This is a genomic window from Flectobacillus longus, assembly GCF_030056705.1.
GTDB lineage: Bacteria > Bacteroidota > Bacteroidia > Cytophagales > Spirosomataceae > Flectobacillus > Flectobacillus longus.
Genome location: NZ_JASHIC010000026.1, coordinates 77,727 through 104,397, shown reverse-complemented (window position 1 = coordinate 104,397; position 26,671 = coordinate 77,727). Strand labels below are relative to the sequence as shown.

Below are 26,671 nucleotides of genomic sequence, written 5' to 3'. Positions count from 1 at the left end.
TCAATATTTTGAATCTGAATACTAATTTTTATCCTCAGGATTTAACGAAGGTGATACTAACGAGCTATTTTTCTGAACGGCTGCAAATACAACAGGCAATACCAACAAGGCAGCAAAAGTTGACGCAACCAAACCTCCAATAACTGCTCGTCCCAATGGTGCACTTTGTTCACCTGACTCGCTCATACCACTTGCCATCGGAATCATCCCTACGACCATGGCGATAGAAGTCATCAAAATCGGTCGCAATCGAACGGCTCCTGCTACTTTGGCAGCTTGATAGGAATCTTTGTAGCTTAATCGAAGTGTTTCGGCATTAGTTACCAATAAAAGTGCATTCGCAACCGATACCCCCACTGACATAATAATACCCATATAGGATTGTAGATTGAGCGTGCTTCCTGTTGCTAAAAGAATCAAAATCGAGCCCGCCAATACAGCAGGTATTGTCACTAATACTACGCCTGACACCTTAAAAGACTGGTAATTAGCCGCTAGCAACAAGAAAATCACCACAATAGCTAGTGCTAAGCCAGAACTTAAGCTTTGAAGCGTTTCCTCTAAAAGCTTTGCCATTCCTTTCAATTCTACGACAGTTCCTTTAGGCGTTTCACCTGCTTGAGCAATAGCACGATTGACATCAACGGTAGCTGTACCCAAATCAACCTGATGGATATTCGCTGAGACTGTTACAATGCGTCGAGGACCTACACGGTCGTATTCCCCAGGAATTGTTGTTGGTGTAATCGTAGCAACATCTCCCAAGGTTGGTCGTAATTGTCCCGAAATCAGTGGAATATTTTCCATATCCTGTACCGAAGACATTTCGTACTCAGGTAAAGCTACTTGTACCTGATAAGCATATCCTTTCTTCTCATCTAACCAAAAGTTTTTGGCTGTAAAACGGCTCGAAGAGGTCGCAGCCACAACCGATTTGGATACCATATCGGCGGTTAGTCCAAACTGAGCTAAACGAACTCGATCTATTTTAATATCAAAACTTGGATAGTTCAATGGTTGGTTGATACGAATATCACGGAGGTACGAAATCTTCTTTAATTCAGTGATCAGTTGATTGGCATACTTTTGCCCATCTTTCAAATCCTTTCCTCCTATTCTCACCTCAATCGGCGTTAACGAACCTTGACTCATAATTTTATCCGTTAAATCAATAGGCTCAAAAGACACATTTACACCTGATAATTGTTCACGCACCTTTTTACGAATTTCATCTTTTAGGTTATCCAATGAAGTCATTTCATATTCCTTTGCAATATTGACTTGAAGCGTAGCCTCGTGAGGACCTGCATTGAATACATACAAGGAACTTGTTCCATAACTAGATGGCGTCATACCAACAAATGCCGATGAAATCTCAATATTCTTATCTTGAACAATACTTTTAATAATGCCTATGACCTGTTTTACGGCTAATTCGGTTCGTTCAATGCGTTTCCCTTGTTGTCCAATAATTCTTACCTGAAATTGGTGAGAGTGGTTGAGTTTGGGCATCATATCTTTTCCAATTTTCATAAAACCAACCACAACAACACCAATCGTCACAACAAGGTAGCCGAGAATTAAAGCCTTTTTCTGATTCATCAAACTTTCTAAGAGTCGTAGATAACCCAGTTTGAACTTCTCAAATCCTGAAGTTTTTTCTGGATGTTTTTCTTCATACTCTTCCATAGCCTCTTCGTGTGGGCTATCCAAATCATTCAAGATTTTTTTCTCATGTTTTACAGGATGTTCGTGTCCTTTCAACCACCAGTTTGCCAATACTGGAACTAGTGTTTGAGAAAATATAAATGAGGCAATCATCGAAAAACCGACTGCCAACGACAAAGGCATAAACATTCCTTTGGGAACGCCTGTCATCAATAATGCAGGTGCAAAAACTGCCAAAATACAAAGTGTAATCAAGACCAAGGGGAACGAAACTTCACGAGTGGCATCCAAAATAGCCCAAGCTTTGGACTTGCCCATTTCCAAATGTTGGTGAATATTTTCGATTACTACGGTAGCTTGGTCAACCAAAATACCAATAGCCAAAGCAAGTCCAGACAGGGTCATGATGTTGATGGTTTCACCTACTAAATTCAGCGCCAAAATTGCTACTAGCAATGAGGTTGGAATCGTAATGATAACCACAAGCGAGCTCCTTAAATCACCCAAGAAAAGTAATACCACCAAGCCCGTCAACAATGCCCCAATCAAACCTTCTGTTCCTAAACTTTCGACCGCATTGGTCACATATACCGACTGGTCAAACACATATTTTAGCTCTACATAGTCGGGTAAAAGTGATTGCATTTCTGGCATTTTTGCCTTCAATGCCTTAACAACACTCATCGTTGAGGCGTCAGACGTTTTGGTGAGAGGAATATACACCGAACGTTTACCATCTACTAAAGCATATCCTACTGTCACATCGGCGGCATCTTCGACCGAGGCCACATCTCGCAAGAAAATGGTAGTCCCTGTTAATCTTTTAATTGGCACATTCAAAAAGTCCTCTACATGTTTCATCACCGAGTTGATAGGCGTCATGTAAGTATAGTCGCCCACACGCACGTTCCCAGCAGGTGAAATTTGGTTGTTTTTAACCACCGACTGCACAATTTCATCAGGTGTTAACTGATAACTACGCATTGCTTCGGGATCTACCCTAACCACAACAGTACGTTCGTTACCTCCAAAAGGTGAAGGTGAAGAAGCCCCAGGAATTTGAGAAAACAATGGACGAATTTTGGTAGACGCCAAATCTTGTAGCTCATTCAAATCTGCTTTTTTACTACTAAAAACTAACTGACCTACAGGCAAATTAGTCGCATCAAAACGTACTACTGTTGGGGGAACTGTCCCTGGAGGCATGTAGTTCAATGAGCGGTTTACGTTGTTGGCAACCTCCCCTGCTGCCTGCGCCATGTTTACATTTTCGTAAAAAGTCAACTTCACAATACATAGCCCCTGTACATTTCTTACCTCAATATCTTTTACACCCGAGACATACAACATTTGGTTTTGGTAACGGGTAGAAATGAAGCCCTCCAACTGGGCGGGCGTCATTCCACCGTAGGGTTGTGCAATATAAATTGTTGGTAAATTCAGTTTTGGAAAAATATCAATGGGTATTTTGAATAAAGCCAAAATCGAAAAAATCGTCAGCCCAAGAATTGCCACAATGACAGTTATGGGTTTCGATAAGGCTCCTGTGAGTAATTTGTCCATATTTTATCATCATTGAGTTGATAGGTGATTGAAATTATCAAAACCCTATCGCTCGAATTCTTTAGTTAAATTGATTGAGAAAAACACTTAGTTCACCTTTTGAAGCATATTGATGCAGCACTGCCCTCCAAACATTATTTCGTGCTACTATCTCGTCTATTTCGGCACGATTTAGAATCATTTGGGTTTGAGTTACTTCCAGAATAGTCCCCAAACCCGCTTGGTAGCGTGACTGTGCCTGAGCATAGGCAGCTTTGGCAGAGGTCAATTGCAATGGAATTTGTTCAAAAACTTCCTTTGCTTTTTGGTATTCAATAGCCGACTGTGCTACTTCTGATTGAATTTTGATAGTTGCTTCATCTCTTTCTTTCTGATAAACCTGACTAAGTGAATGTTGGGCAGATGCTTCTTTTTTGATTCTGAAAATATCAGACATATTCCAGACGGTAGTCAAACCCAACATATAATTATAGGCTCTAAAGCCAAGTCCCGAAAGCGACTGATTATAGACATAATTGCCATCGGCACCCAAGTGATCTTCAATCCCCGAACCCTTTGCCCATACCGCCCCACGAGCCATAATGGCAGGTAAATACGATTTTTGGATACTATTGATTTTGAGCGTTAAGGTATTTACCCTTGCTTCAAAAAACCTAAGAACAGGGTGATTATTAAGATTATCGGAAGAATTATTGGCTAAAGCAAAGGGCTGAGTACCATCCAATTTGGTATCGAGTAACTGATATTGGTTTTGTGGTAAACCTAATAATTCTGCCAATCTTACTTTTTGCTGCTCTGCCAGTTTTTGACTTTCTATCAGCAAGATTTTAGCTTTGGCAATATCTGCAACCGCCAAAGAGGTGTCTACACCTGCACGTAAGCCCGCGATGGCATTGGCTTTGATCGTTTGGTAAAATGCCTGTGCTCGTTCCAGATTTTTTTGTTGAATTTTGGTAGCCTCTTGGAACACCAAACTCAGAATATAAGCATCTGATACTTTTGCTTTATGTACATAGACTTCCTTTTCGTAATCCAACTTTGCCTGCTGAATACTGGCATTAGCTACTTTTAAGTCGGCTTCTTTTTTTCCAAAAGTGGCTAATTTATAGCTCGTCAAAATGGTCGTAAAACTGCTAAATACAGGCTCAGAAGCAAATCCATCGATATTGGTAGTCCCCGAAGACGGAATAGCAGCACCCTCATTCGAAAAATAAGTTCCTCTTACCTGATTAGAACTCGCAAACAAAGTTTGCGCCTGAAACACGACCGAAGGCATGGTATAGTTTAACTTTTTGGCTTCGGCATCATGTTCGTTTGCGTCTATTGCTAACATCTTGGCACGTATCGTTGGATAGTTGGCAGTTGCTGTTTCGACGGCTTGTTGAATGCTTAAATTGTTGGGACTATTTTGAGAATATCCTATCGTACAGCACATTAGCATACCTATTCCCCAATAGACAAATACTCTTTTATCCATAATCTCTGATTGGTTTATGAATCAAAGGTATATGCCACGACTAAGAGCCTTCTGAGAGAGACATTAAAAAGAGATTAAAGAAATAGTTGAAAATTGTATGGTATTAAGATGGAGGATTTTGTGGAGGAAATAGGTGTATTAAAATATTGGGAACTGACATTTTGCTTGGAGACGTAAAATATTACGTCTCTACAGAATTACATTTTTATGCTTTTGGAATTTTAAACAAACGCTAGTTATTTCAAGCTTATTGAACAAACAGAACCCTTCAAATTATAGGTATAATCTATTAACTGACAAGCAATTAACAAATAACCTCATTTTATGCAATAGGCAGTAAAATACAAACGCAAGTACCTTGATTGATTTCTGATTGAATATCGAATTCACCTTTATGGAGTTCGATAATTTTCTTGACTAAAGTCAAACCAATACCTGAACCTTGAATATGTGTACTGTTTTTGCCACGCATCATTGGCAAAAATACATTTTGAATATCTTCCTTCGAAATACCAATACCTTGGTCTTTGATTTCTATTTTTATGAAATGGGATTCTTTAGAAAGGATTACAGCTATAGGTTTTTTGTTTGAATACTTACAGGCATTATCCAACACATTAGTTAATGCTGAACGAAGCAAATGGAACATTCCATTGACAAGTTCTCCCTGCTCTGATTCGGTAAAGGTGTCATCAATTTTGAAATTGAGTAATTGCTTGGGGTATTTCTGATTAATCACGTCAATCGTATCCATGAGTAATTCGAGTATATTGATTGAGTGCATAAAAATCGGAGATGAAATAGATTCTACTTCTGTCAAATACAACAAGTTATTGGACAAATCGATGGCTCTATCTACTTGTGTAAGGGCTTCTTGAATACTGTTTTTCTGGGCGTCTTCGCTTTGGTCATAGGCTAGAGAAGTCTGCAACACCCCTTTGGTAACAGTTAAAGGTGTCCGTAATTCGTGTGAAGCATAAGAGATAAAACGCTTTTGATTTTCTCCTAATTTTTGAATTTTTTCCAGTAATTGATTGATAGCATCTGCTAAAACAGAAGCCTCATTCTGTTCATTTTCAAAGTTTTTGATACGAAAACCAAAATCAGAGATAGCGGCCTCACCCAACTGCGCATTGAGGCGGTCGAAGGGTTGCATGGCTCTTTTTGAAAAAAAATACCCTGCCAAACTAATGATAATTAACGCTAGCAGATTTCCAATAATGATAGAATATCTCAAGGTATCGCTCATGTTGTGCCCATGCAAATCGTAGGCGGTAACGATAACCACAAACATTCGTCCATTTTGCCAGTAGGAAATCCCCAAGCCTTCTTTGGGATAACCCAAGCGTGTATTTTTGTAGGTAAAATAGACTTTTTTTTCTGTACGAATTTGATTCAAAAGACTCGTTTCTGGAAAATAATCATGATTTGTATCTGAGGTATAAACAATCCTGTTTTTATCGTCGTACACGGCCTCGTATTGCTCGCTCAAAGGAAAGAAAAACTCCTTTTTGAAACGACTCAGACTTTTTACAAAACGTTTTGTAGCCTCGGTTCTTGAAATCAAGCGGTCGTGCATCAAATTTTCTCTGTAGCTTTCATACGAATAATACACATACAAAGAAAATAAGATGAGGATAGCCGACACTACAAAGAGGAAGGCAATGATAATACGTTGTTTAATCGTCATTCTTCTCGTAGGGAATAGCCTCTACCGATAATAGTATAAAGCAGTTTTGGGTCAAAATCTTTATCTATCTTCCTCCTCAGATACGTAATATACACGTCTATGACATTGGTATTTGTATCAAAATTTAGGTCCCAGACCTTTTCCAATATATCAACTCTACTTACGACTTTGCCTTTATTGAGTAGCAGATATTCCAGCAAATCGTATTCACGTTTGGTAAGTTCAACTTTTTTGCCTGAACGAGTTACCTCCTGCGTATCCAGATTTAGTTTTAAATCAGCAATTTCCAGAATCTTGCTTGGTTTAGAAACAAACATATTTCGACGACCAAGTGCCTTAACTCTCAGTAACAGCTCTTTAAACTCAAAGGGTTTTGCCAAATAATCATCAGCGCCAGCATTGAACCCTATCTCTTTATCTTCGATGGTACTCAATGCGGTTAGCATCATCACTGGGGTAGATGCCCAATTATTTTTAACAAACTTACAAAGCTCAAATCCATTGATACTTGGTAAATTAACGTCCAAAATTACCACATCATAGGGCTTTTGAGACAAAATTCTTTGACCAATCAAACCGTCGTAAGCTATGTCTAAATTGATGTTTTCGCTAGAAAAACCTTTCTGAATAAACCCCGCCAATTTGGGGTCATCTTCCACTAATAGTACTTGCATCCTGATTTGAGTATTTACTTAATGTGCTAAAGATATGAAACCTTTCTTGACCTCTTGGAGCGTTTTATCATTAAAAAGGTTTAAAAAATCTAAAACTTTTTCATTTTTGTCTACCTACCAGCATTTTATTAACATCAATCAAGTCTTACCTTTGAGATATTGTACTTATTACAAAAGTTTGTCTTGAAATTATTTTACATGCAAAAAACCAAACTCATTCTGCTACGATCATTAGCCCGATTAATCGACCTGATATTTCTTAATTATTGCTTTGGTAAATTTTATGATTTTTTAAATCGTGATGTCATGAATCCTCATGATGGGCTATTTACAGGATTACAAGAAATGATTTTATTCATTCCATTTTGTGTGCTTTATGAGCTTTTTTTCGAATACCTTTCTTTTGGATTTACCGTTGGAAAATTCATTTGTGGCTTACGAGTAAGACTTTTAAACGGCAAAATAATTGACCCCAAACATGCTTTTTTCAGATGGCTTGGCGTGATATTCGATTTTTATCTAACCCTTGGATTAGGCGCCATTATTTCGGCTATTTATTCCAAAAAAGCCCAACGTATTGGCGACAGATTTGCTGGTACAACCGTTACGATGGGTAACTATAAGTTTTGGAAATAATCTCAAATTGAGCGAATGAGTGATTATTTAAAAAATTGGTATCCCATCAATAGAGACGCAATGATTGCATCTTAAGCCAAGTCATTTCTAGTATAGTAGCATCAAAAAAGGCGTTCGAAAAACTAATTTCGAACGCCTTTTTTGATAAACCATTAGAAAATATCCCAAACGTCAAAATTCGGGGTGAATCATGTTTACGCTATCTGATATCTTAAATTAAGTAGAAGGAATGATTAAATTATTTGATTACAACCGCCTTCAAATAACCAATAACGTCTTCGTACTTAGAACTTCATCAACTTAAATATTCCAACCTTTTGATCTTTGCTGATACGCAAAAGATACGTCCCATTTTGGTAGTTTTTAAGGTCTAGTTGATTACTACCAGACTGCAACTTTATTTCTGAGAGAACATTTCCTGTTGCATCAACCAATTCGGCTTTAATGCCAGTCTCATCGGTATTAATCGTAACAAAATCCGTAGCGGGATTTGGTCCAACGGTAACGCCCAGCTTTTGAATGTCTTCGAAACCAGTGACTAACTCCAGACTAACTGTTGAGTTTGAACCGATGATTCCTGTGCTACAGTAATAGTCAGATACTTTAAATAATCTAAACTTAGTAGGAATAGTAGGATTCAAAGTAACAGTATATGGCGAGGTTGGTGCACTAAAGTCTTTTGCATTTAATTCATCTGTACCTAATTTGAAACTTACTGGAAAATTACCAGTTAATTTTACTTTTAAATCAACCTTCTTTTCTGGTGAAAAATAATACAAAGTAGTATCAAATGAGGCTGTTGGTGATTTTATAACATCGAGTGGAATAACACTTGTAGTTGAGCTTATGCCATTTTCTTTTGAAATTACTCTAAATCGGTAATTTTGTCCAGAAGAAGTATTAGTAGGAATTTTGAAAGAAATGGTATTTGTTGTGTAAGAAATTCCTAGTGTCTCAATCTCCTTAAAATTAACTCCTAAGCTATCTGACATTTCAAGTCCAAGACTCGGATTTGTCCCAGTAATACCCATCAACATAAAACCAATTTTTGTTTCCGTTCCTGAACAAAGAAAATTGTAAATGCTATTCACAGTTGGATTCAAGGTCAGAACATACTTGGCAGATTCAGGTAACACAGTAATGGTTGCAGAACCCTTTCCAGGGGCAACACCGCATTGATTAGACACTGACTTTAGGGTAACTGTCTCGGATTTTTGGGCTACAAAAGTTACAAACCCAGATTGTCTAGTTCTGCTCGTAATCACACCTGTAACACCATTACTTAATTCAAAAGTTGGATTGCCACTAAATAAATAATACCCATCAGCGCTACTACTAGACTTCAAGGTCAAAGTAACAGGCTGGTTAGCTACTGTAGTTACATTACCTGCAATGGTTAGGTCTGGAGCCTCTATTAAAGTACAGTACCATGAACCTCTGATATCAACACTTTGCGTTGATATATTTTGCAAAACCACCTGATAAGAATTTATTGGAATATTGGCTGGAATTGATAAAGCATAACTACCATAAGGTTTTATCCTTGCGATTTCATGATAAACTGACACTCCATTTATAGAGGTCATGAAGGACAATTTATAAAGTTGTGTGGTATCAACTTCTCCATAAGAAGCTAGATTAATACTTAGCTTTTCGTTACGACAAATACTACTATTACCATTCGAATTGAAGTTTGATACTCCCCAAGTAACTAGAGGTTTTACTCGTACATTAATAGAAAAGTTCAAATTTTGAACACCACACTGATTAGAAACAGTAGGTAGTGTATAAACTGTCGTATATTTAGGTAAAAGGTTGAGGTAAGAATAATTAGAGTAATCAACAGGATATACATCGCCGTATTTACCTCTTATAACACCGTCAAAATTTGAATTTCCTTTATTAGTAAATGTAAGTGAAACTGACTCGCCATAACTCAGCTCAATATCTTTTTGACCATTGACTACGGCAACTGAAACATTCGGTGCTTTTTGAATTCGTATAGCTCTAGCGTAACTAACCAATAAAGAATCTGACTCTTCAACCAATCGCAAGTTGTAGTTACCTTCTATATCTTGAGGTAAAGTTACCTCAAATGGACTCTGCTTGATTCCTGTGAGAAGGGCTTGCTTAGAATATGGGGTATCATCTAATTTTAAAAGAACCAACTTGTAACTCGCCACTCGGTTTGATGGTCTGATAATTGTTTCACCATATTTTAGTTCAACTTTTTTACCAGCACACGCAAATATAGTGTTATAGTTTCCTTTAAAATCAACCGTTCTGTCGGCTAAACTCACATTAATTTTAATGTTCACGTCTTTTGTAGCACAACCATTTGTCAGTTTTTTGATTACAAAAGTACCAGAGTTATATACATCAAAAGAATACCCTATGACCCCTCCATAACCTGATACTCGTAAACCATGATCAAACACTGCGGTGGTGTATAGTTTATTATCTAATCTTAACGTTCCACTGTAATAATTGCCATAAGTAACTAAAGTATTAATTTCGTTTGGTCCAGAATAACTCGGGATATCTCCAACTTCAACAAGATACCTTTCAGAAGTAGTATAAGGTGCTGAAGCTCTCACCTGTAAATTAATAGTGGAATACTTTGATGGTACTATCCACGACAATTTATCGTTCACAAACTCGCCAACACTCGCTTCGACTATATTCCCAGAATCGTCTACATAATCCAAATAAAATTTTGCACTAACATCAAAGGTTCCACTTCTTTGCAAGATAAGTTCTTGTGTAGACCCAGCGCAAATTGCTGACCCTTGACCAAAGGGCGCTTGAAGTTTTAGGCTTTTTACAGGATTTAACACTTGAATATCGACATTCAACTTTAAATCTGTATTTACACCACATTCGTTTGCCACTTTATTTACTTTAAATGTCATATTATCTGAGGCGTAAAACTTCGAGTTAAAATAAGCAAAGCCACCTTCAGGCATATACAGTGTAGATTTTTTTCCCAAATTATCTTCAAATTCTATTATTCCTCCTCCTATAAAACCAAGAGTACTATAAACCCAACTAGGTTTGTCTAAGGTATAAGGGCTCCCAATATTACTGTAAACAAATTTTGGGATTGATTTGAAAAGACATCGAGTAGATCCATACTCAAATGTGGAACCTATTAATGGATTTGGGAAAAGACCAAAAGTAAAGCTTTTGCCTTCATTTGGATTTGAACTAGGAAAAGTAAACTCCGCTATGCCAGCCTCTGTCACCTTCCCAGTAAGTGCTGTTTTACTTCCATCGCTAAACAACAGTGCCATATTTATGGGTGTATTGACCTCCATCACTGGCTGACTAGAAAACCTCACTTTAAAAACTCCTGAAGGACAAACTGATTTTGTCAAGACTTCCTCTACCTTTATTGCATCAGTAACCGTTATTTTGGTGATGTTAATACCCTCCCCTGAATTACACTCACTTGTGAACCTCTTAATTTTGTAATCCAAAGTTTTGGTTGGGTAAATAGGAACTGAGGTTGGATATCCAGAATAACTTAAGTTGTAATTAAAACCATCTGATAATTCAAAATTGATAGGTGCAAAACCACTTGAGTTAACATTGAGATTGACTATACTCCCATATCTGACTGTCATCGCTTCAGATCGTATATCTATTTTTGAGCCTTCGGCAATACTCACCGATGTTGAAAAAGTAGGAGAAATAGTAAGAGGGCTTGTAGCAATAACACTTATATTAAAATTAGTTCTAGGAATAAGTCCAGGTATTTTTGCAGAAACTACTCCATCTAACTCTTTGGCCTCAACTTCATAATATTGAGAAGAATTGCTTATCGAAATAAATCGAATTTTGAATTTATTATCAGCATTCCATGTACCTCTTTTTTCAATACTAAAACTAATGTTACCATCCGTACAATAAGTTGTACTGGTTAAATTAGAGATATTCAAAAGATTGTCCGACACATTTAGCTTTATTTTTCCTTGTGCAACCCCCACTCCACAAAAATTTGAAACCTCTTTGATATAAAAATCTCCTGATTTATTGGGATAGGTATTCACTCTGACATCAGTAAAATTTGTATAGTAGTTCTGAACTGTATGTACAGATTCCTCAGAAGTAGTTATTGAAAATGTCCCTGTGGCAATACCTGATAGTTTAAGTTGGAGTACTTTATCGCGAGAAATCGAAGCACTAGTAGTATCAAGTTTAATATTTGGGCGAACTGCCAAGGAAAAACTTGCGTATGTAACAAATTTAATAGGATCTACCTTAGGTGAAGTAGATGCGATCTGTAACATTACATTGCTATAGTAGCTATTATCGAGGTAGCTACTTAATCCAGAAATTTGTTGAAAATCAGGAAAGGTTCCTACTAAATAGCCAGAGGAATCTTTGGTATCGATGTCTACCAGAACTTTACTAGTACTATAGGAGTCGACAAGTTGTAACTTAAATTTGTTGTCGGAGTTAAATTCACCTGTTTTTTTGTAAGCTATGATAAATCGACCTCCCGAGCAAAAATTAGTCGAAGTAGGTTGAACTATTCTTGTGATAGTTACAGTTTGTGAAAAAACCTGTAGAAAACAGCCAAATATGAATAGCTGTATTAGTAGAAATTTGCGCATATATGTGGACTATAAAAATTGATAAAAAATAGTAAACCAGAGAGTTTGGCGCTCTTACTTTACCCAATAAACAGAATTTGAATTTGATAACGGAGGATAATTTGGTACGTTTAGCGGAATCAAAGGTGTCATTTGGCTAGATGTATTTTTAGTTTAGTCAGAAATTATAATAGCAACAAATTTACACTAAATTTAAGTATTTCGATATTCATCATTATTATTCTTTCTTGATAAAAACAATGAAGCTTTTCGATACTCAATTTTTACACATCTACTTGTATAAAAATTTAGTCGTCTTGACAAATTAAAAGTAAGACTAAAAACTATTGATAGTTATCTCATTTCTTTATAAAAATGAAGCTATAAAAAACGTCGTTTTTTATAGCTTCATTAAATTCGTTCGTATGCTAATTCTAATTTTCTTACTCAAAGTTTGATCAGAGTATCTTAATCCAACTATCAGTCAAAATTTACTTTCGTAAATCAATCTCTCCCAAAGTCAGGAGAGCTTGTTTATTGCTTTATCACTTTAAAGACACCTATTCTTGAATCTTTGCTGATTCGAAGTAGGTAAAATCCTATCGGATAATTCTTCAAATCTATTACATTATTGCCTGAGTTAAGAATGGTTTCTTCGAGTATTTTACCCGTTGCATTGACCAACTCAACCTTGATGTCACGATTATCTGTATTGATGGTAATATAATCCGTTGCAGGATTTGGTCCAACAGTGACGCCTAACTTCTGGACATCTTCAAAACCTGTGACTAATTCGAGACTAACAATGGATTTGGTTCCCACTGAACCAGCTCCGCAGACTGAGTTGCTTACACTAAAAATTTTATATTTTGTTGGGCTCACTGGATTAAGTGTCAAACTTGCATCATTGCTGTCTACTCTATATTTTTTGGCACTTACTTCATCCGTGCCCACTGTAAAATAAATTGGAGGCTCGCCAGTTGTTCGTAATTTTAAGTTAATAGGCTTATCTGGCGTAAAATAGTATTGAGAAGAATCAAACTCGACTGTTGCTCCGCTGAAAAGTTCTATCGGAGATGGGTTGCTTGACGAACCAACCCCGCTTTGCTTGGCAATAACTCTAAATCGATAATTACCGCCTATCTTGGTAGAAGAAGGAAGTTTGAATGTTATATTATTAGGAAAAGTTTTAACACTTATGACAGGTATTTCTGCAAATTTATCTCCATTACTATCTGACATTTCTAATCCAAACTGCGGTATGGTACTAAAATCGCCTGCAATATCGAATTGGATACTATTGATACTTGAGGTACATATTTTATAAAAAAACATAGAAGCAGTAGGATCTTTTGTAATGATACGATTACTTGTTTGAGGAGTGATGGTAATATTAGATTCTCCACTAAATCTCCCAACACCACATTGATTTGAAATTGATTTCAGTGACACACTCGCACTTTTATCAAGCTGTATTGGAAGAGTGGCTGTCAACCCTCCAAAATTGCTAATGATACCTTTTGTACCATTAGTTAGCTCATAGTTTAGCGTTCCATAAAAATTGTAATAATTAGTAGGATCAGTTGCTCTAAGGCGTACTGTTGTTTCCACATTGGCCATAGTGGTAGTATTGCCTTCCAGAGTTACATTGGGAACGTCTAACAGTGTTACAATATAGCCATCTCTTCCAATTGTTTTTCCAGAAGCAGATACCAGAGTAAATAAGTATATATCATTCACTGCCGTTGTTGGCATTTTGATTAAATAGCTTCCGTCGGGTTTCAATGATGATATTGTGTAATTTTTTGATGAAAATGAAGAACTCGTTGAGTTCAATACAAATCTATAACTTGCAGTAGAATCAATATTACCATAAGAGGCTAATTTAACTAAAACCTGATCATTTTTACATAGTGAATTCTTGATAGGGCTTTTTATCTCCCAACTCACAAATGGGTTTACATTCACTTTTACAATTTCAGTTAAATTTTGACTGCCACATTGATTATAGACACTTTTGACAGTATATGTAGTTGATTTTGTTGGACTTACTAGCACAGCTTCATTAATTCCATTGAATGTATAAGAATTTCCATTGGAATCCATAATCAATCCCTCAAAGGCAGAATTATTTTTGGATTGAAGTTGTAGACTCACTTTGTCGCCATATTGAATAGTAAAATCTCTATTAGAATTTTCAGTTAATAATGCCACAGAAGGCGTTCCTTCTACCCTGATAAACTGAGAAGTGGTAGTATTCAATGAATCCTCTTCATCTACTAAGCGGATATAATATGATCCGATTGGCATATCTGATGGGATTGTCACTTCTACTGGGTTTTGGGTAACGCCAGTCAATAATGTCTTATTTTGGGTAGATGTGGAAGAACCTTCAGTTGAAATCAATACTTTATATTTTGGAACCTTAGCGCTAGGTCTATAAACCGTTTCATAGTATTTAAAACTGATTTTTTTGCCTGCACACACGGTAGTAGCATTTTCGTATGATTGATTGTAGGCATTCACAGCTCTCTCTTTAATTTTCACATTAATTTTAATATTCACATTAATAGAACCACATTCATTTTTAATGTTATTGATTACATATTGAGTTTCCTTATCCAAATTCAACTTATATGATACATAGCCATTTGAACTAGAAAACAGTTGACCATTACTAAATGTAATCATTGTTTCGGTTGGACTATTTATGCTAATACTTCCATAATGAGGATTAAAACTATATGATTCTGAATAATTTATTTCCTTTTCGCCAGTATAAGAAGGAGGATTAGATACCTGAACTTTGAAACGCTCGTAAGCTACATAGGGAGAGCTTGTATGAACTTGCAGATAAAAAGTAGTCTTTCCTGCAAAATTATCATTAGTAGCTGGCACAGTCCAAGTGAGTTTATCATCGATAAACTCTCCTACATTTTGAGCTAAAACATATCCATTTTCATTGACATAATCTAAATAGAATTTTGTTCCATCTGCAAACACTCCATTCTTAATTAACTTCAAATCATGCTTAGTCCCTATACACAGTGTTTTTTCTAGTCCAAAAGGAGTCACTAACTTCAAATTATTATTGGAGTTAGCTACAGTGACATTAAAATTTATATTAGGGTTATCTATCACCCCACATTCATTACTAATTTTAGTTATTGAAAATGGCATATTTGAGGATGCAAAAAATCTACTTCGAACATTTAGCTCGCTGTTAGCATCGGTATAGAGCAATTTTTGACCAAGAGAACTTTCTACTGCGACATTTCCTCCACCTTTTATTACCATAAGGTACTCTATCCAATCTGGATTAGATAGATTGATTTTTGAATAATACTCAAGACGCCACGAATCGAGAGTTGGTTTACTTTTAAACAAACAACTCGAAATATTATACTCTGTTTTGGCTTCTGGAATATTGTCTGAATAAAGGCTAAAATCAAACCTTTTGCCTGCATGTGGACTTGATTCAGGAAATTTGAATTCAGCTAATCCAGCTTCAGTTACCTTTCCTGTGAGTAATAAAGTACTTCCTCCACTAAAAATTACATTTAGATATACCGTTGATTTTGCTGCTAATACGGGCTGACTAGAAAACCTAACCTTAAATATTTCACCAGGACAAATAGACGACGTAAGTACCTCTTCTATTTTAATACCGTTTGTCACAGTAACTTTCAAGACATTTGTCCCAGTGCCTGTGTTACAAACGCTTTGATATTTCGTAATCTTATATTCGGTAGATTTAGCTGGCGTTATATCAATAGAACTATATCCAGAACTTTCTAATTTATATTGAACACCATTATTGAGTGTATAAAATATGGGTATTAATCCCGAGGAATTGAAATACATTGAAAATGGTTTTCCATACATTACTGTCTGATTATTTAAGACAATATCCATTTTTGAAGGATTCGAAACTGGAATACTATACAAAATATTCGAGGAAGCTATTTTAGGGCTACTCGATTGTATTTTGATATGATAAGTACCCTCCTTTATATACGTAGGGATAGTTGCTAACAAAGCACCATCATTAGTTTCAATGGCTTCTACGTCAAAGTAAACATTCTGATAATAAGGGGATACAAAACGGATATAAAATTTATTATTAGTATTCCATGTCCCTCTTTTTTCAACAAATATTTTTACATTATTTCCAATACAAAACTCTCCCATTGCATAATCATTTATACTTAAGAAGTTATCTACAACATCGAGTTTTACCTTACCTGCTACTTTGGCAATTCCACACATGTTAGAAACCTCTTTAATGTAGAAATCTCCAGACTTCTGAGGGTAGGTTTTTAAAGAAATTGGTTCAATCCAGTTATTTGAGCTAGAAGCAATCGAAGCCCCCTCGGAAGTTTTGAAAACCATCGGAAAAGAACCACTTCCTGTCAATCGCATTTCATAAGCCAAACCACGAGTAACTCCAGTACTGGTAGTATCTATAATTCGGACATTTGGCACTTTAGCAATGGCAAATGCTTGATTAAAGATTCCTGTGGTATAGCCTGGCGAAGAAGATAACATTTGAAATCTAAATAGAAAACTAGATGTATTGCCCTCATAGTCAAACACACTAGGATATTGGGCAAAGTCTGGAAGATAGGTCACCAAAAAACCTGACGAATCCTTTGTGTCTAGATTCAAAACGATTTTGTTTTGATTATTTAGCAACTGTAATGTAAACTTATTATTGGCATCGAAGGTCCCATTTTTTTGTATAGCAAGTACAATTTTTTGCTTAGAGCAAATATAGTTCTGGGAGGGTTCTACAATTCCGACTATATCGAAACTTTGAGCAAATAAAAAAGACGAAAAGCTGTTAAATAGGAAGAAAGCTAATAGTAGAAATTTGCGCATTTTGGATAATTTATTGTTTATGAATTGGAAATAGAACTATCAATTAAGTTTTGATAGTCTGGCGAAGAATTGACATTTCAATAAGGTGGTGAGTTCATAAAATGACAAAATTAAATTAGTGATAAAACATACCATAAAAGTACATAAAATATCTAATTTCTTCACTAACATATATTAATTCTACAAAATCATCCAAACATGTTTTTCTAGCAGCATTTCTCTTATTTTACTTTCATTAGAAATTCTACCTATTTTTCTTTTAGGGATAAGGTGTTAAATAGTTTACAAAATCTTGTATGTACGCTATTTATGCCCAAAGAAAACCTGATTTATCAAATAATAAACTTATGCTTAAAAAAACACTTATCTTACCTCTTCTGGGGCTTGGTATCATGAGCCATGCCCAAACTCAATGGCCTGCTATTACTCCTGAAACAAAACCTTGGACACGCTGGTGGTGGAATGGTAGCCAAGTGACAACCAAAGGATTAACAGCAGCCTTAGAAAAATACAAACAAGTGGGGCTTGGAGGGACTGAGGTTACAGTTATTTATGGTGTCCAAAATCAAGAAAAGGAATTCATCAATTACCTTTCTCCTGATTGGGTGAAGGTGTTTGAACATACACTTTCTGAAAGTAAGCGATTGGGCATGGGTGTCGACTTGGCTAATGCCTCAGGCTGGCCCTTTGGTGGATCGTGGGTAAGTCTTGATGATGCTTGTAAATATGTTACCGAAAAATCTTGGACTCTGAAAGAGGGACAGACTTTATCTGAATCGGTAACTTATATCCAAAAACCATTGCTTCAGGCAGGAAATAAGTCTTTAAATCTCAAAGACCTAAAAGAACCTTATTATCTCAATCCCAATTTACAGAAAGATTTTGTTGAGCAAATCCGCTTTGAGCACCCGATTCCTTTACAGGTTTTGATGGCTTATTCTGATAAAAATGAAATTTTGAATCTGACCGATAAGGTTGACAAAAACGGAAAATTAAACTGGACTGCTCCCCAAGGAGAATGGAAATTATTGGCTTTATTTATGGGATTGCATGGCAAACAAGTCGAGCGTGCTGGACCTGGTGGCGAAGGCGAAGTGATTGACCATTTCTCGACCAAAGCTATCCAAAACTATCTTACTTATTTTGACAAAGCGTTCAAAAATGCCAATATCAGCTATCTACGAGGCTATTTCAACGATTCTTATGAGGTCGACGATGCCAAAGGCGAAAGCGATTGGACGCCTGATATGTTCAATGAGTTTCAAAAACGCAGAGGCTATGATTTAAGGAATTTTCTACCTGCGCTTTTCGGGAAAGACACCCCAGAAAAAAATGCTCGTATTCTATGTGATTATCGTGAAACGATTTCTGACTTAATCTTGGAAAAGTACATGGGTGTATGGAGTTCTTGGTCGCATAAAAACCATAAGATTATCCGTAACCAAAGTCATGGTGCCCCTGCCAATATTTTGGATTTGTACGTAGCTGCTGACATTCCTGAAGCAGAGGGCATGGAAGTACCAAGACTCAAATTTGCGAGTTCCGCCGCTAACTTGACAGGTAAAAAACTCGTTGCTTCCGAAACTGCCACTTGGCTCAACGAGCACTTTGTCTCAAATCTTTCCGACGTAAAAAAGGCGATTGATTTGATGTTTTTAGGGGGTATTAACCATATTTTTTATCATGGCACCGCCTATTCTCCTGAAAATGAGCCTTGGCCTGGCAGATTATTTTATGCCGCAACGGAGTTTACACCTGCCAATCCTTGGTGGAAAGACTTCGCTAGTATCAACCAATATGTGACTCGTGTGCAGTCATTTTTACAAAAATCTACTGCCGACAATGATGTGCTTGTCTATTTCCCTATTTCGGATAGTTGGTCAAAACCAAGCAAATCGCTGTTGCGTCACTACGATGGTTTAGGCAAAGAATTGGGCTTGCCAGAACTCTCTCATTTGGCTGAAAATTTGTTAGAAAAAGGCTATACTTACGATTTTATCTCTGATAGTCAATTACAAAAGCTCAACACCTCTGGCGGAAAAATTCAGGCTGTAAATGCCAACTATAAGGTAATTCTAGTGCCCAAATGTACATATATACCTTTGGCAACCATGCAAAAACTGAATGCCTTGGCAAAAGCAGGTGCCAAGATTTTGTTCATCGACGCACTACCTGAATCGGTAGCAGGTTGGGGAAATTTGGAGGAAAAACAAAAGACTTTTTCTCAAATCAAAAACGGTATTCAGTTACAAGCTACTAGCGAATCGATTCAGAATGCTAAAGTGGGCTTGGGTCAAATAAGTGTAGGTGAATCATTTGAAAAACTCTTGGCTTTTCATGGCGTCAAAGAGGAAACCTTATCTCAACAAGGGTTGTCTTTTATTCGTAAAAAAATGGGGAACGAAACCATCTACTTCGTTTGGAATAAGAATAAAATAAGCTTTTCTGGTTGGGTAAATCTACAACGAAAAGGCGTTACCACAGCTATTTTCAACCCGATGACGGGCGAGTCAGGCATTGGAAAAGTACAAAAAACTAACTCGGGGACTTCTGTATTTGTTTCGCTCAAACCCAATGAGTCAATTATCGTAAAAGTTTCGCCAAATCTTCTCAAAGGAAAAGAATGTCCGTTTTTCGCACCAGCAGAAAAAGCTCAGGAACTTAAGGACAACTGGCAAGTTAGTTTCGTAGAAGGCGGTCCCGAACTTCCTGCAACCAGAACGATTTCGACCTTAAGCTCATGGACTACATGGTCGGAGGAAGCATTGAATCGCTTTTCGGGAACAGCCAGCTACAAAACTACTTTTGCCAAGCCTTCAGGCAACACACAACACTGGATATTGGATTTGGGAGAAGTACACGAAACTGCGAGAGTCATCATAAACGGTAAACCTGTGGCAACTTTGATAGGACCACAATACACTGTTGAGATTCCTTCGAACCTATTACAAGACCAAAACACGTTGGAGATACAAGTTTCGAATTTGATGGCGAACCGTATGGCTTGGATGGACAAAAATGGAATGCCTTGGAAAAAGTATTATAACATCAACATGGCCGCCAGACTAGCCGAAAATCGTAATAAGGAAGGTCTTTTTGACGCTTCAAAATGGTCGCCAAAACCATCTGGTTTAGTTGGTCCAGTGCGATTGATTGAGGCAAAACGGGTTGAGTAAGCATTAGTGGTGAATTGTGAATGATGAATTGCGAATCATAAATTAACAATTTAATTATCAACACTTTATACCCAAAATCAATCTATTTTTTTGTATATATTAAAAGCTATCGAATGATTCTCTTTACTAAGTGAATTATTCGATAGCTTATTTATGGGGAGGCTTTATCAATTAACCTATTTGATTATCCGAAGACCTGAAACCTTCTGATATAAGGTATCAAAAAGTTTAAAATTTAGGTTGCCAAGTTGTATCAAATTTCCTTGCTTGAAATCCGATATTACCAAAATCTATGGTCACAGTGTTTATGTAAAGCATAAAAGTCTAAATTAGCACATTAGCCCGCCTTACACAAATGCAATGTTGTGTGATGGTTTTATTGCGTCTTAGATTCGTGCTTGTTTATGTGTTCTTTTATAATTTTTATGTGTCGTCTTACTTGTCTTTTTATGTTATTACTTTTCAAAATACGGTTGGCTCTGTAAGCATAGGTAATAAAGTTTTGATAGCCAAAATGACTATATCGTTTGTATATTTTTTTTTTGTGCAAAAATTGCTTCTTCTCTGTCTTCTTTTCTACAATTTTTGCCTTAATTAATTTAACTCTAATTACTCTTTTTAAACGTCTATAATACTTAGCAAGGCTTGGTTTCTTAATTGTTATTTTTTGTCCGTCAAACTCAAAACCTAAATACTTCAAACTTGCATTTTTATCATTGGTTTTGTCCGTTTCTAATTCGTTTTTAATATTTCTTCTAAAAAACGTAATTTCTGTTTTGATAGGTTGAATTTTAAGCCCATATTTCATGATTTCGCATAAAACAAGTTTTTGAAATTCGTCTTGCTTGTCAATAGGGCAAACAACTATTATGTCGTCTGAATATCTCCGATAAAGTCCTTTTATATGACTAACAGCGTTGAATATTACTTTATCAAAGTCTAACAAGTAGAGATTTGCTAAAAATGCACTAATTGCAGTACCTTGTGCTATTCCTTGTCGATTTCCTTCTTTGTCCCAAAAATGTTTTTGAGTTTCGCACACTTTTGAAGGTTCAGGAATAATCAAAGATTTACGTTTTTGATTGTTTGTTCCTGCTATTTTATCTCTAAATTCTTTGGCATTTGCACAAAAAGAATTAATACCTTGTTTTTCAATAAGTTTTCGTAAAAGAAATTTATCTTTTACTTTGGAAAAGCCTAATTCATCTAACAAATCTTGTTCATTTACAAACGAAAAATTAGTAACTGATTTATATATGTCAAAATGGTCTTTTGGTAATCTATTCACTTTTAAGAGTTTGCACCAAATTTCTTTCAAGTAAGTATGATTAAGGCTATCAAAAAACTTTTCAATATCAAATGCTAAAACTACACATTCATTTTGAAGTGAAATAAAGTCAAATATTTCTTTTGCAAAGTGTACATTTGATTTTCCTTTTTGACTTCCTTCTTTTGTAGGAATAAATCTATATGCAGAAATACATTTAGAAAGCCCAATATTTTCAGGCTCTTTGAGTAACTCTTCATATTTTTTCCCTAAAACTTCCTTAGCAAAGTATGAATATATTTGCGTGTCTAGGTGGTTTGCAAAAAATATTTCTCTTGGCTTTGTATTTGTTTTGTTTTTTACAAAATCGTAATGACTTCGTTTATGCTTTCCTTTATCAGTTAAAATTTGATTACCTGCATTATCTTGGACTTTCTTAAATCTCCTTTGTAAAACTGTTCTGTGGATTAGCGGGTAAAATGCGTGCTTTACTATGTTGGTATGTATTCCATTTTTATCAATTTGCTCAATGTAACTCTTTACAAAGTTAAGATTGCTTTCTTTTAACTTTGTTGTAAAATGTAAATACCCTTTGGGCTGAAACCAAGTTTTACTTTTTTGTTTACTTTTCATAGAAAAAATCATAGTTGGTACTTGTGTGGTGACTAAATGCAATTCATATTACTTGACCTAAAACTGCCCTATACGCTTGCACCACAACCCGTAAATGGAATTATTATCTTTGTACCAAATTTAATCAAACAACTAAATTATGAATACCCAAATAACAAGTGGCAAATTCGCTACATACAAGTTCAGAAATTTCTTTCTAAATAATTTGTATTTTAGAAATTACCTTCCTTGCAACCTGTTTCATTTGCAAGTAAATTGGGGACTACCACAGTCTAACCAAATGTCAAGCAGAACAAGTACCGAACTATGAATATCTTTAATTAGCCTTTGGCTTATCTTCAAAAACCTTATATTCTATAAATCCAACAATACAAACATAAAGTAACCAAACCCACCAAGTTACATTAAAATTAAAAGGATTGTAGCCGTAATACCAGCCAGCAACTAAATTGCCTGCTATTGGCATTGTCAAAACAAATAATGCAATAGGTATTACGATTGCAAAAATCATTTTTTGATTTGGATTTAGTTTGACAATTAGCTGTTCAAGTTTCTTTATCATTTTACTAGTTTTTGGGTTTTAAAATATCACACAACGTTTTTGGGCTTACCGAAGTGGGGGAATTAGAAGTATAAATGTTCCATTTAGCACAAATTTACAATAGAATTACAAATACTCAATTTAGCACTTCTGCCCCTATTTTAGCAAACCCTTGTTAGCACCAGTTATTCTTTTTCTATTTTATCTTCAATTTCTTCTTCAAGTAGCCCAGTAATTTTTTTAGTTATTATTTGTCTTCTTCCTGTGTCTAATGAAAATTTCTCCATCTTTAAGTTACCATAAATGTCTATTGTAAAATGAAATTTGAGTTTCGCTTCTCCTGCAAGTTTTGGTGGTATTCCTGTGATAGTCATTTCGGCAAATTGTTTATTTCTACTTGCTTTTGGATTCTCTCCGTAGTGAATTGTAGAAGTTGAACTTTTTTGATTGTCTTCAGATGTTTGAACAATTTTTGATATAGAAACAGGTAGCAAAGTATCCTTAGGAACTATAATTAAATAATTGTCATATTTCAAACTTGAACCAATAGAATATTTAAGTTTCCATTTTTTTGTCAAGTCAAGAGCAAATGCAGTTTTTTGAACTTCTATATTGTCTGGGGCAATTTGAAATGCACTTTCAATTATTTCCTTATTTCCTGTCGCTTTTGCTTGAAATACGATGTCATTTGCTAAATAGTCTCTTGCTCGTAATAGATTAAATTCATCGACTTCAAACTTTGTCAATTGACGAATTTTTTCAACTTTTTCGGTTAAAGATTTAAGTCTGTCAAACTCTGAAATAAACGCATCTATTGTTTCTTTTTCGTCTTTGATAAGTAAAATGTTTTCTCTATTCCTATCTTCGGCATAGTAAGTCCAGTTATATGAACCGTTTATAAGAGTTTTGTTGTCTATAACACAAAATTTATTGTGCATTGGGTTGTATGTGTCTGAAAAATAAAAATGTCCTCCGTTGTCAATGAAACTTTGGAAATTTAAACCTGTCTCACGATTATTTATATAGTCATTATGAATTATTAGTTCAACTTTTAGTCCATCCAAAACTTTTGTCATTAATTTTTGGAATAATGTCTGATTTGTAAACCAATAAACAGCAACAACTATCCTTTCAGTCGCCTTGTCAAGTTCGTCTAAAATGGTATGTCGTATGTCGTCAAAATGTGCTTTTACCATAGTCGTGTTATAATTGGTGCTAACAAGTTTATAACTGCAATATAATCAAATTTCATTCCGCCTATCCAGCCAATATAGAACATTAAAGTATGCCAAGCATTTTCTTAACCAAAGTCAATATACGTATATTGTCGAAGCTATCTCTAAGCTGTTTGTTCATAGGTGTATATAAGACCGCCTCGACAACTCGCTACAGCAAGGTTAAACGCTCAGATAACCAGGACTTCCAATAATATCATTTCGCTTTCAATTTGTCTGTTTTTTGAGTTTAACTAAATCATCCACATAATTGCCATAAATAGCGATTGCATTACCATTCTTAATGTCAAAATATGGTTTAGGGAACAAAGTTTTTCGTTGGTCTTCTGATAAATGACTAATTGGAGACAAAACTTCTTCTTTAAACGAAATTTTCTCTGGTCTTACACTAACCTTATCCTTGAAATAATCATTATAGTATCTACCTGAATAAGGACTTGCCCATTTGTTGTCAGCTGTCAAATACAAATCAAAATATTGGTATTTCTCATGATATAGCTCGCCTTTGTGAGGAGAAACAAAAAGAAGAACTGTCTTGAACTTGGAAAATGCAGGTACGCCATAATGGTCATAGGCAAAAAATGTAATAGTGTCTTGTCTGAAGGAACCATTGATTACTTGTAATATTTTGTATTTTGCTCTATATCTGTTGTCAAGACTTATACCCACGGTTATCACAGTATCTTTACCCATAATGACTGTATCTGACAAAGACTTTTCAGGTATGTATTTCACTTCAATTTTTTCTCCGATAAAGACTAACAAACTGTCCTTTGAGGTTTGCCCTAATGATGAAGTCAGTGAAATAAATATTGTCACTATTGTAATTGCTAAAGTTTTCATAGAATTGTAGTTAAAGGGTGAGTGAGTATAACGATTTGATATTGGGAATGCCAAAGTTCAATATTGACACAATACCTTATCGAATCATTCAAATACTCCACTATTTTGTATATGAAGTTAAAAATTATGAAATGCAATAAAGTTTGGTGTGCCCCAACTTTAGACACCGCCAATTGCAACACGAGTTATATGGATTTTATTATCAAGATATATTTTAATGCCATATCCTCAGCGTAGTTTGGTAGCTCATGAAGTGAATTTCTGTGATTTTGTAGAGTCTCTTGTAAGTGCATAGTATCATTTTTTTTGTTAGCAATAGACGAGATTTAGTAGTGTAGCTAAAGTACAATTCAAATATATAGAAATAAAAATTGATTTCCATCCTGTGCAAAATCTTCAATTGAGACTAGGAAATCATTATACTTGCCAATAGGATCGGAATCCTTAGATTGAGTAAGTACTGGCTTGGAAGCCAGCACTAGCGAGTAATCAAATTTTATATCGGCAATCTAGCCAATATCAAGCATTGAATCATACCAAGTATTTTCTTAACCAAAATCAATATACGTATATTACCTAAATCAAAAACCGTCACTACGCTGTTGGTAAATGATCTATCCAACTCGCCTTTTGAAGATGCTTTTTAAGTTTTTCTCGATAATTGCTATCCATACCAGTCACCAACTTATTCTCACCTCTGAGGTCTGACTTAAAACCATTTTTATCATGCACAAAATCTGCCACGGCTTCGCCCAATATCTTCATTAATGGCAACATCTTCACATCAGCCATGTTGATTTTTGCCAGCTCTTTGTTACTTAATTGATGTATAGAATTGGCATCGATGTTGTCTAGTTTCTTGAGTGATTTATTAGGTAGTTTCTCAATAGACTTTCGATCCAAAGAAAGTTGAAATCTTCGAAAATCGAGTCCTCTCATAAGTGTACTTCTTAGAAAATTCACCTGCATTTCACTCGCATCTTTGCTTGATTCATCCATTACATAATCCAGCCAAAACAATACATCTAGTCCTTTAGGCTCGGCGATTTCTTCGAGAGGGACAAACCTAAACAAGCTTGCAGTGCCAAAACTAAAAACGGTCGTATTGTCCGAACTATATTTCTCTTTTCCGTTATAATGAAATGCCTCCATCAGCGCCGCCATCACTGGATTATTGTACACAGTAGTTCCTCCATCGATAAAGCGCTCAAAGGGCTGGAAATACGTCGGTGCCGACATGGTGGCTTCTACCACAGCACGCATCAGTGCATCCTGATAAGTGTCCACCACTTTTGAGTTTTCATTTTTATTAAAAAAAGTAAAAAACGTTTCCTCGCCTGCAACCATATCTTTGGCAGTGAAAAATAGGTCTATTCCTGACGATTCGCCTAGGTTTTTTAAGGATTTATTACCAAAAATATCTTTACAAATCGCTCTATAATTGATTTTATCGAATTGAGGCGGATTTGTGTAACGATTACCCAAAAATCGTTCTTTAAAGATATTTTCAGCTAAATCTTCATACAGTGTTTCTATCTCTAACGCCGATTTTTTGTTTGCAATCAAGCTCGCAATTATCGCTCCTGTAGAGGTGCCTGCCACCATATCTACCCATTCGTAGATGGGCGAGCCTACGATTTCTTCGATTTTTTTTAAGAGCTGAATAGTAAAAATGCCTCGTATTCCTCCTCCGTCAAAACTAAAAATTATCTTATTGTCTGGAGCAATATTGAGGGCTTGGCGTGCTTTAATTTTTGATTCCGTTGACATAAATTTTGTGTGCTATTGT

At 35.7% G+C, this 26,671-nt stretch carries 13 protein-coding genes; 2 read left to right on the top strand and 11 right to left on the bottom strand.

Going from position 1 to position 26,671, the window contains the following annotated elements; translation table 11 throughout:
- Nucleotides 1-21 precede the first annotated feature (21 nt).
- From QM491_RS19140 to QM491_RS19125, 4 genes are all read right to left on the bottom strand, one after another.
- Nucleotides 22-3,231, bottom strand: a complete 3,210-nt coding sequence (locus QM491_RS19140; RefSeq protein ID WP_283329145.1) for an efflux RND transporter permease subunit — start codon at nt 3,229-3,231, stop codon at nt 22-24.
- Nucleotides 3,232-3,292: 61 nt separating this feature from the next.
- Entirely contained in the window at nt 3,293-4,708 is a 1,416-nt protein-coding gene (locus QM491_RS19135; protein ID WP_283329144.1) for a TolC family protein, read from the bottom strand.
- 322 nt (nt 4,709-5,030) lie between these two features.
- Nucleotides 5,031-6,398 (bottom strand): HAMP domain-containing sensor histidine kinase, encoded by a 1,368-nt coding sequence (locus QM491_RS19130; protein ID WP_283329143.1) that lies wholly within the window; start codon nt 6,396-6,398, stop codon nt 5,031-5,033.
- The gene (locus QM491_RS19125) at nt 6,395-7,072 is read right to left on the bottom strand and encodes a response regulator transcription factor (protein ID WP_283329142.1); all 678 of its coding nucleotides are present in this window, start codon (nt 7,070-7,072) and stop codon (nt 6,395-6,397) included. Before QM491_RS19125 ends, QM491_RS19130 begins: the two co-directional genes overlap by 4 nt.
- Nucleotides 7,073-7,270: 198 nt before the next feature.
- Here QM491_RS19125 and QM491_RS19120 point away from each other — a divergent pair, with 198 nt between their 5' ends.
- Nucleotides 7,271-7,708 (top strand): RDD family protein, encoded by a 438-nt coding sequence (locus QM491_RS19120; protein WP_283329141.1) that lies wholly within the window; start codon nt 7,271-7,273, stop codon nt 7,706-7,708.
- Nucleotides 7,709-7,992: 284 nt separating this feature from the next.
- Here the strand turns inward: QM491_RS19120 and QM491_RS19115 are convergent, their stop codons facing one another.
- A complete protein-coding gene (locus QM491_RS19115; protein ID WP_283329140.1) occupies nt 7,993-12,327 on the bottom strand; it encodes a T9SS type A sorting domain-containing protein in 4,335 nt (1,444 codons plus the stop codon).
- A gap of 513 nt (nt 12,328-12,840) precedes the next feature.
- Nucleotides 12,841-16,974: a T9SS type A sorting domain-containing protein gene (locus QM491_RS19110; RefSeq protein WP_283329139.1), complete on the bottom strand. Its 4,134-nt coding sequence runs from the start codon at nt 16,972-16,974 to the stop codon at nt 12,841-12,843.
- A gap of 560 nt (nt 16,975-17,534) precedes the next feature.
- Between QM491_RS19110 and QM491_RS19105 the strand changes: the two genes are divergently transcribed.
- Nucleotides 17,535-20,363: a glycosyl hydrolase gene (locus QM491_RS19105; RefSeq protein ID WP_283329138.1), complete on the top strand. Its 2,829-nt coding sequence runs from the start codon at nt 17,535-17,537 to the stop codon at nt 20,361-20,363.
- A 376-nt stretch (nt 20,364-20,739) separates the two neighbouring features.
- Here the strand turns inward: QM491_RS19105 and drt2 are convergent, their stop codons facing one another.
- From drt2 to QM491_RS19080, 5 genes are all read right to left on the bottom strand, one after another.
- A complete protein-coding gene (drt2, locus tag QM491_RS19100) occupies nt 20,740-22,263 on the bottom strand; it encodes an antiviral reverse transcriptase Drt2 (protein ID WP_283329137.1) in 1,524 nt (507 codons plus the stop codon).
- A 316-nt stretch (nt 22,264-22,579) separates the two neighbouring features.
- The gene (locus tag QM491_RS19095; RefSeq protein WP_283329136.1) at nt 22,580-22,825 is read right to left on the bottom strand and encodes a hypothetical protein; all 246 of its coding nucleotides are present in this window, start codon (nt 22,823-22,825) and stop codon (nt 22,580-22,582) included.
- Nucleotides 22,826-22,989: 164 nt separating this feature from the next.
- Nucleotides 22,990-24,000 carry a phospholipase D-like domain-containing protein gene (locus QM491_RS19090; protein WP_283329135.1) on the bottom strand — a complete coding sequence of 337 codons (1,011 nt, stop codon included), beginning with the start codon at nt 23,998-24,000 and terminating at the stop codon, nt 22,990-22,992.
- Between the two features lie 246 nt (nt 24,001-24,246).
- A complete protein-coding gene (locus QM491_RS19085) occupies nt 24,247-24,882 on the bottom strand; it encodes a hypothetical protein (protein ID WP_283329134.1) in 636 nt (211 codons plus the stop codon).
- Between the two features lie 594 nt (nt 24,883-25,476).
- The gene (locus QM491_RS19080; RefSeq protein WP_283329133.1) at nt 25,477-26,652 is read right to left on the bottom strand and encodes a patatin-like phospholipase family protein; all 1,176 of its coding nucleotides are present in this window, start codon (nt 26,650-26,652) and stop codon (nt 25,477-25,479) included.
- Between the last annotated feature and the right edge of the window lie 19 nt (nt 26,653-26,671).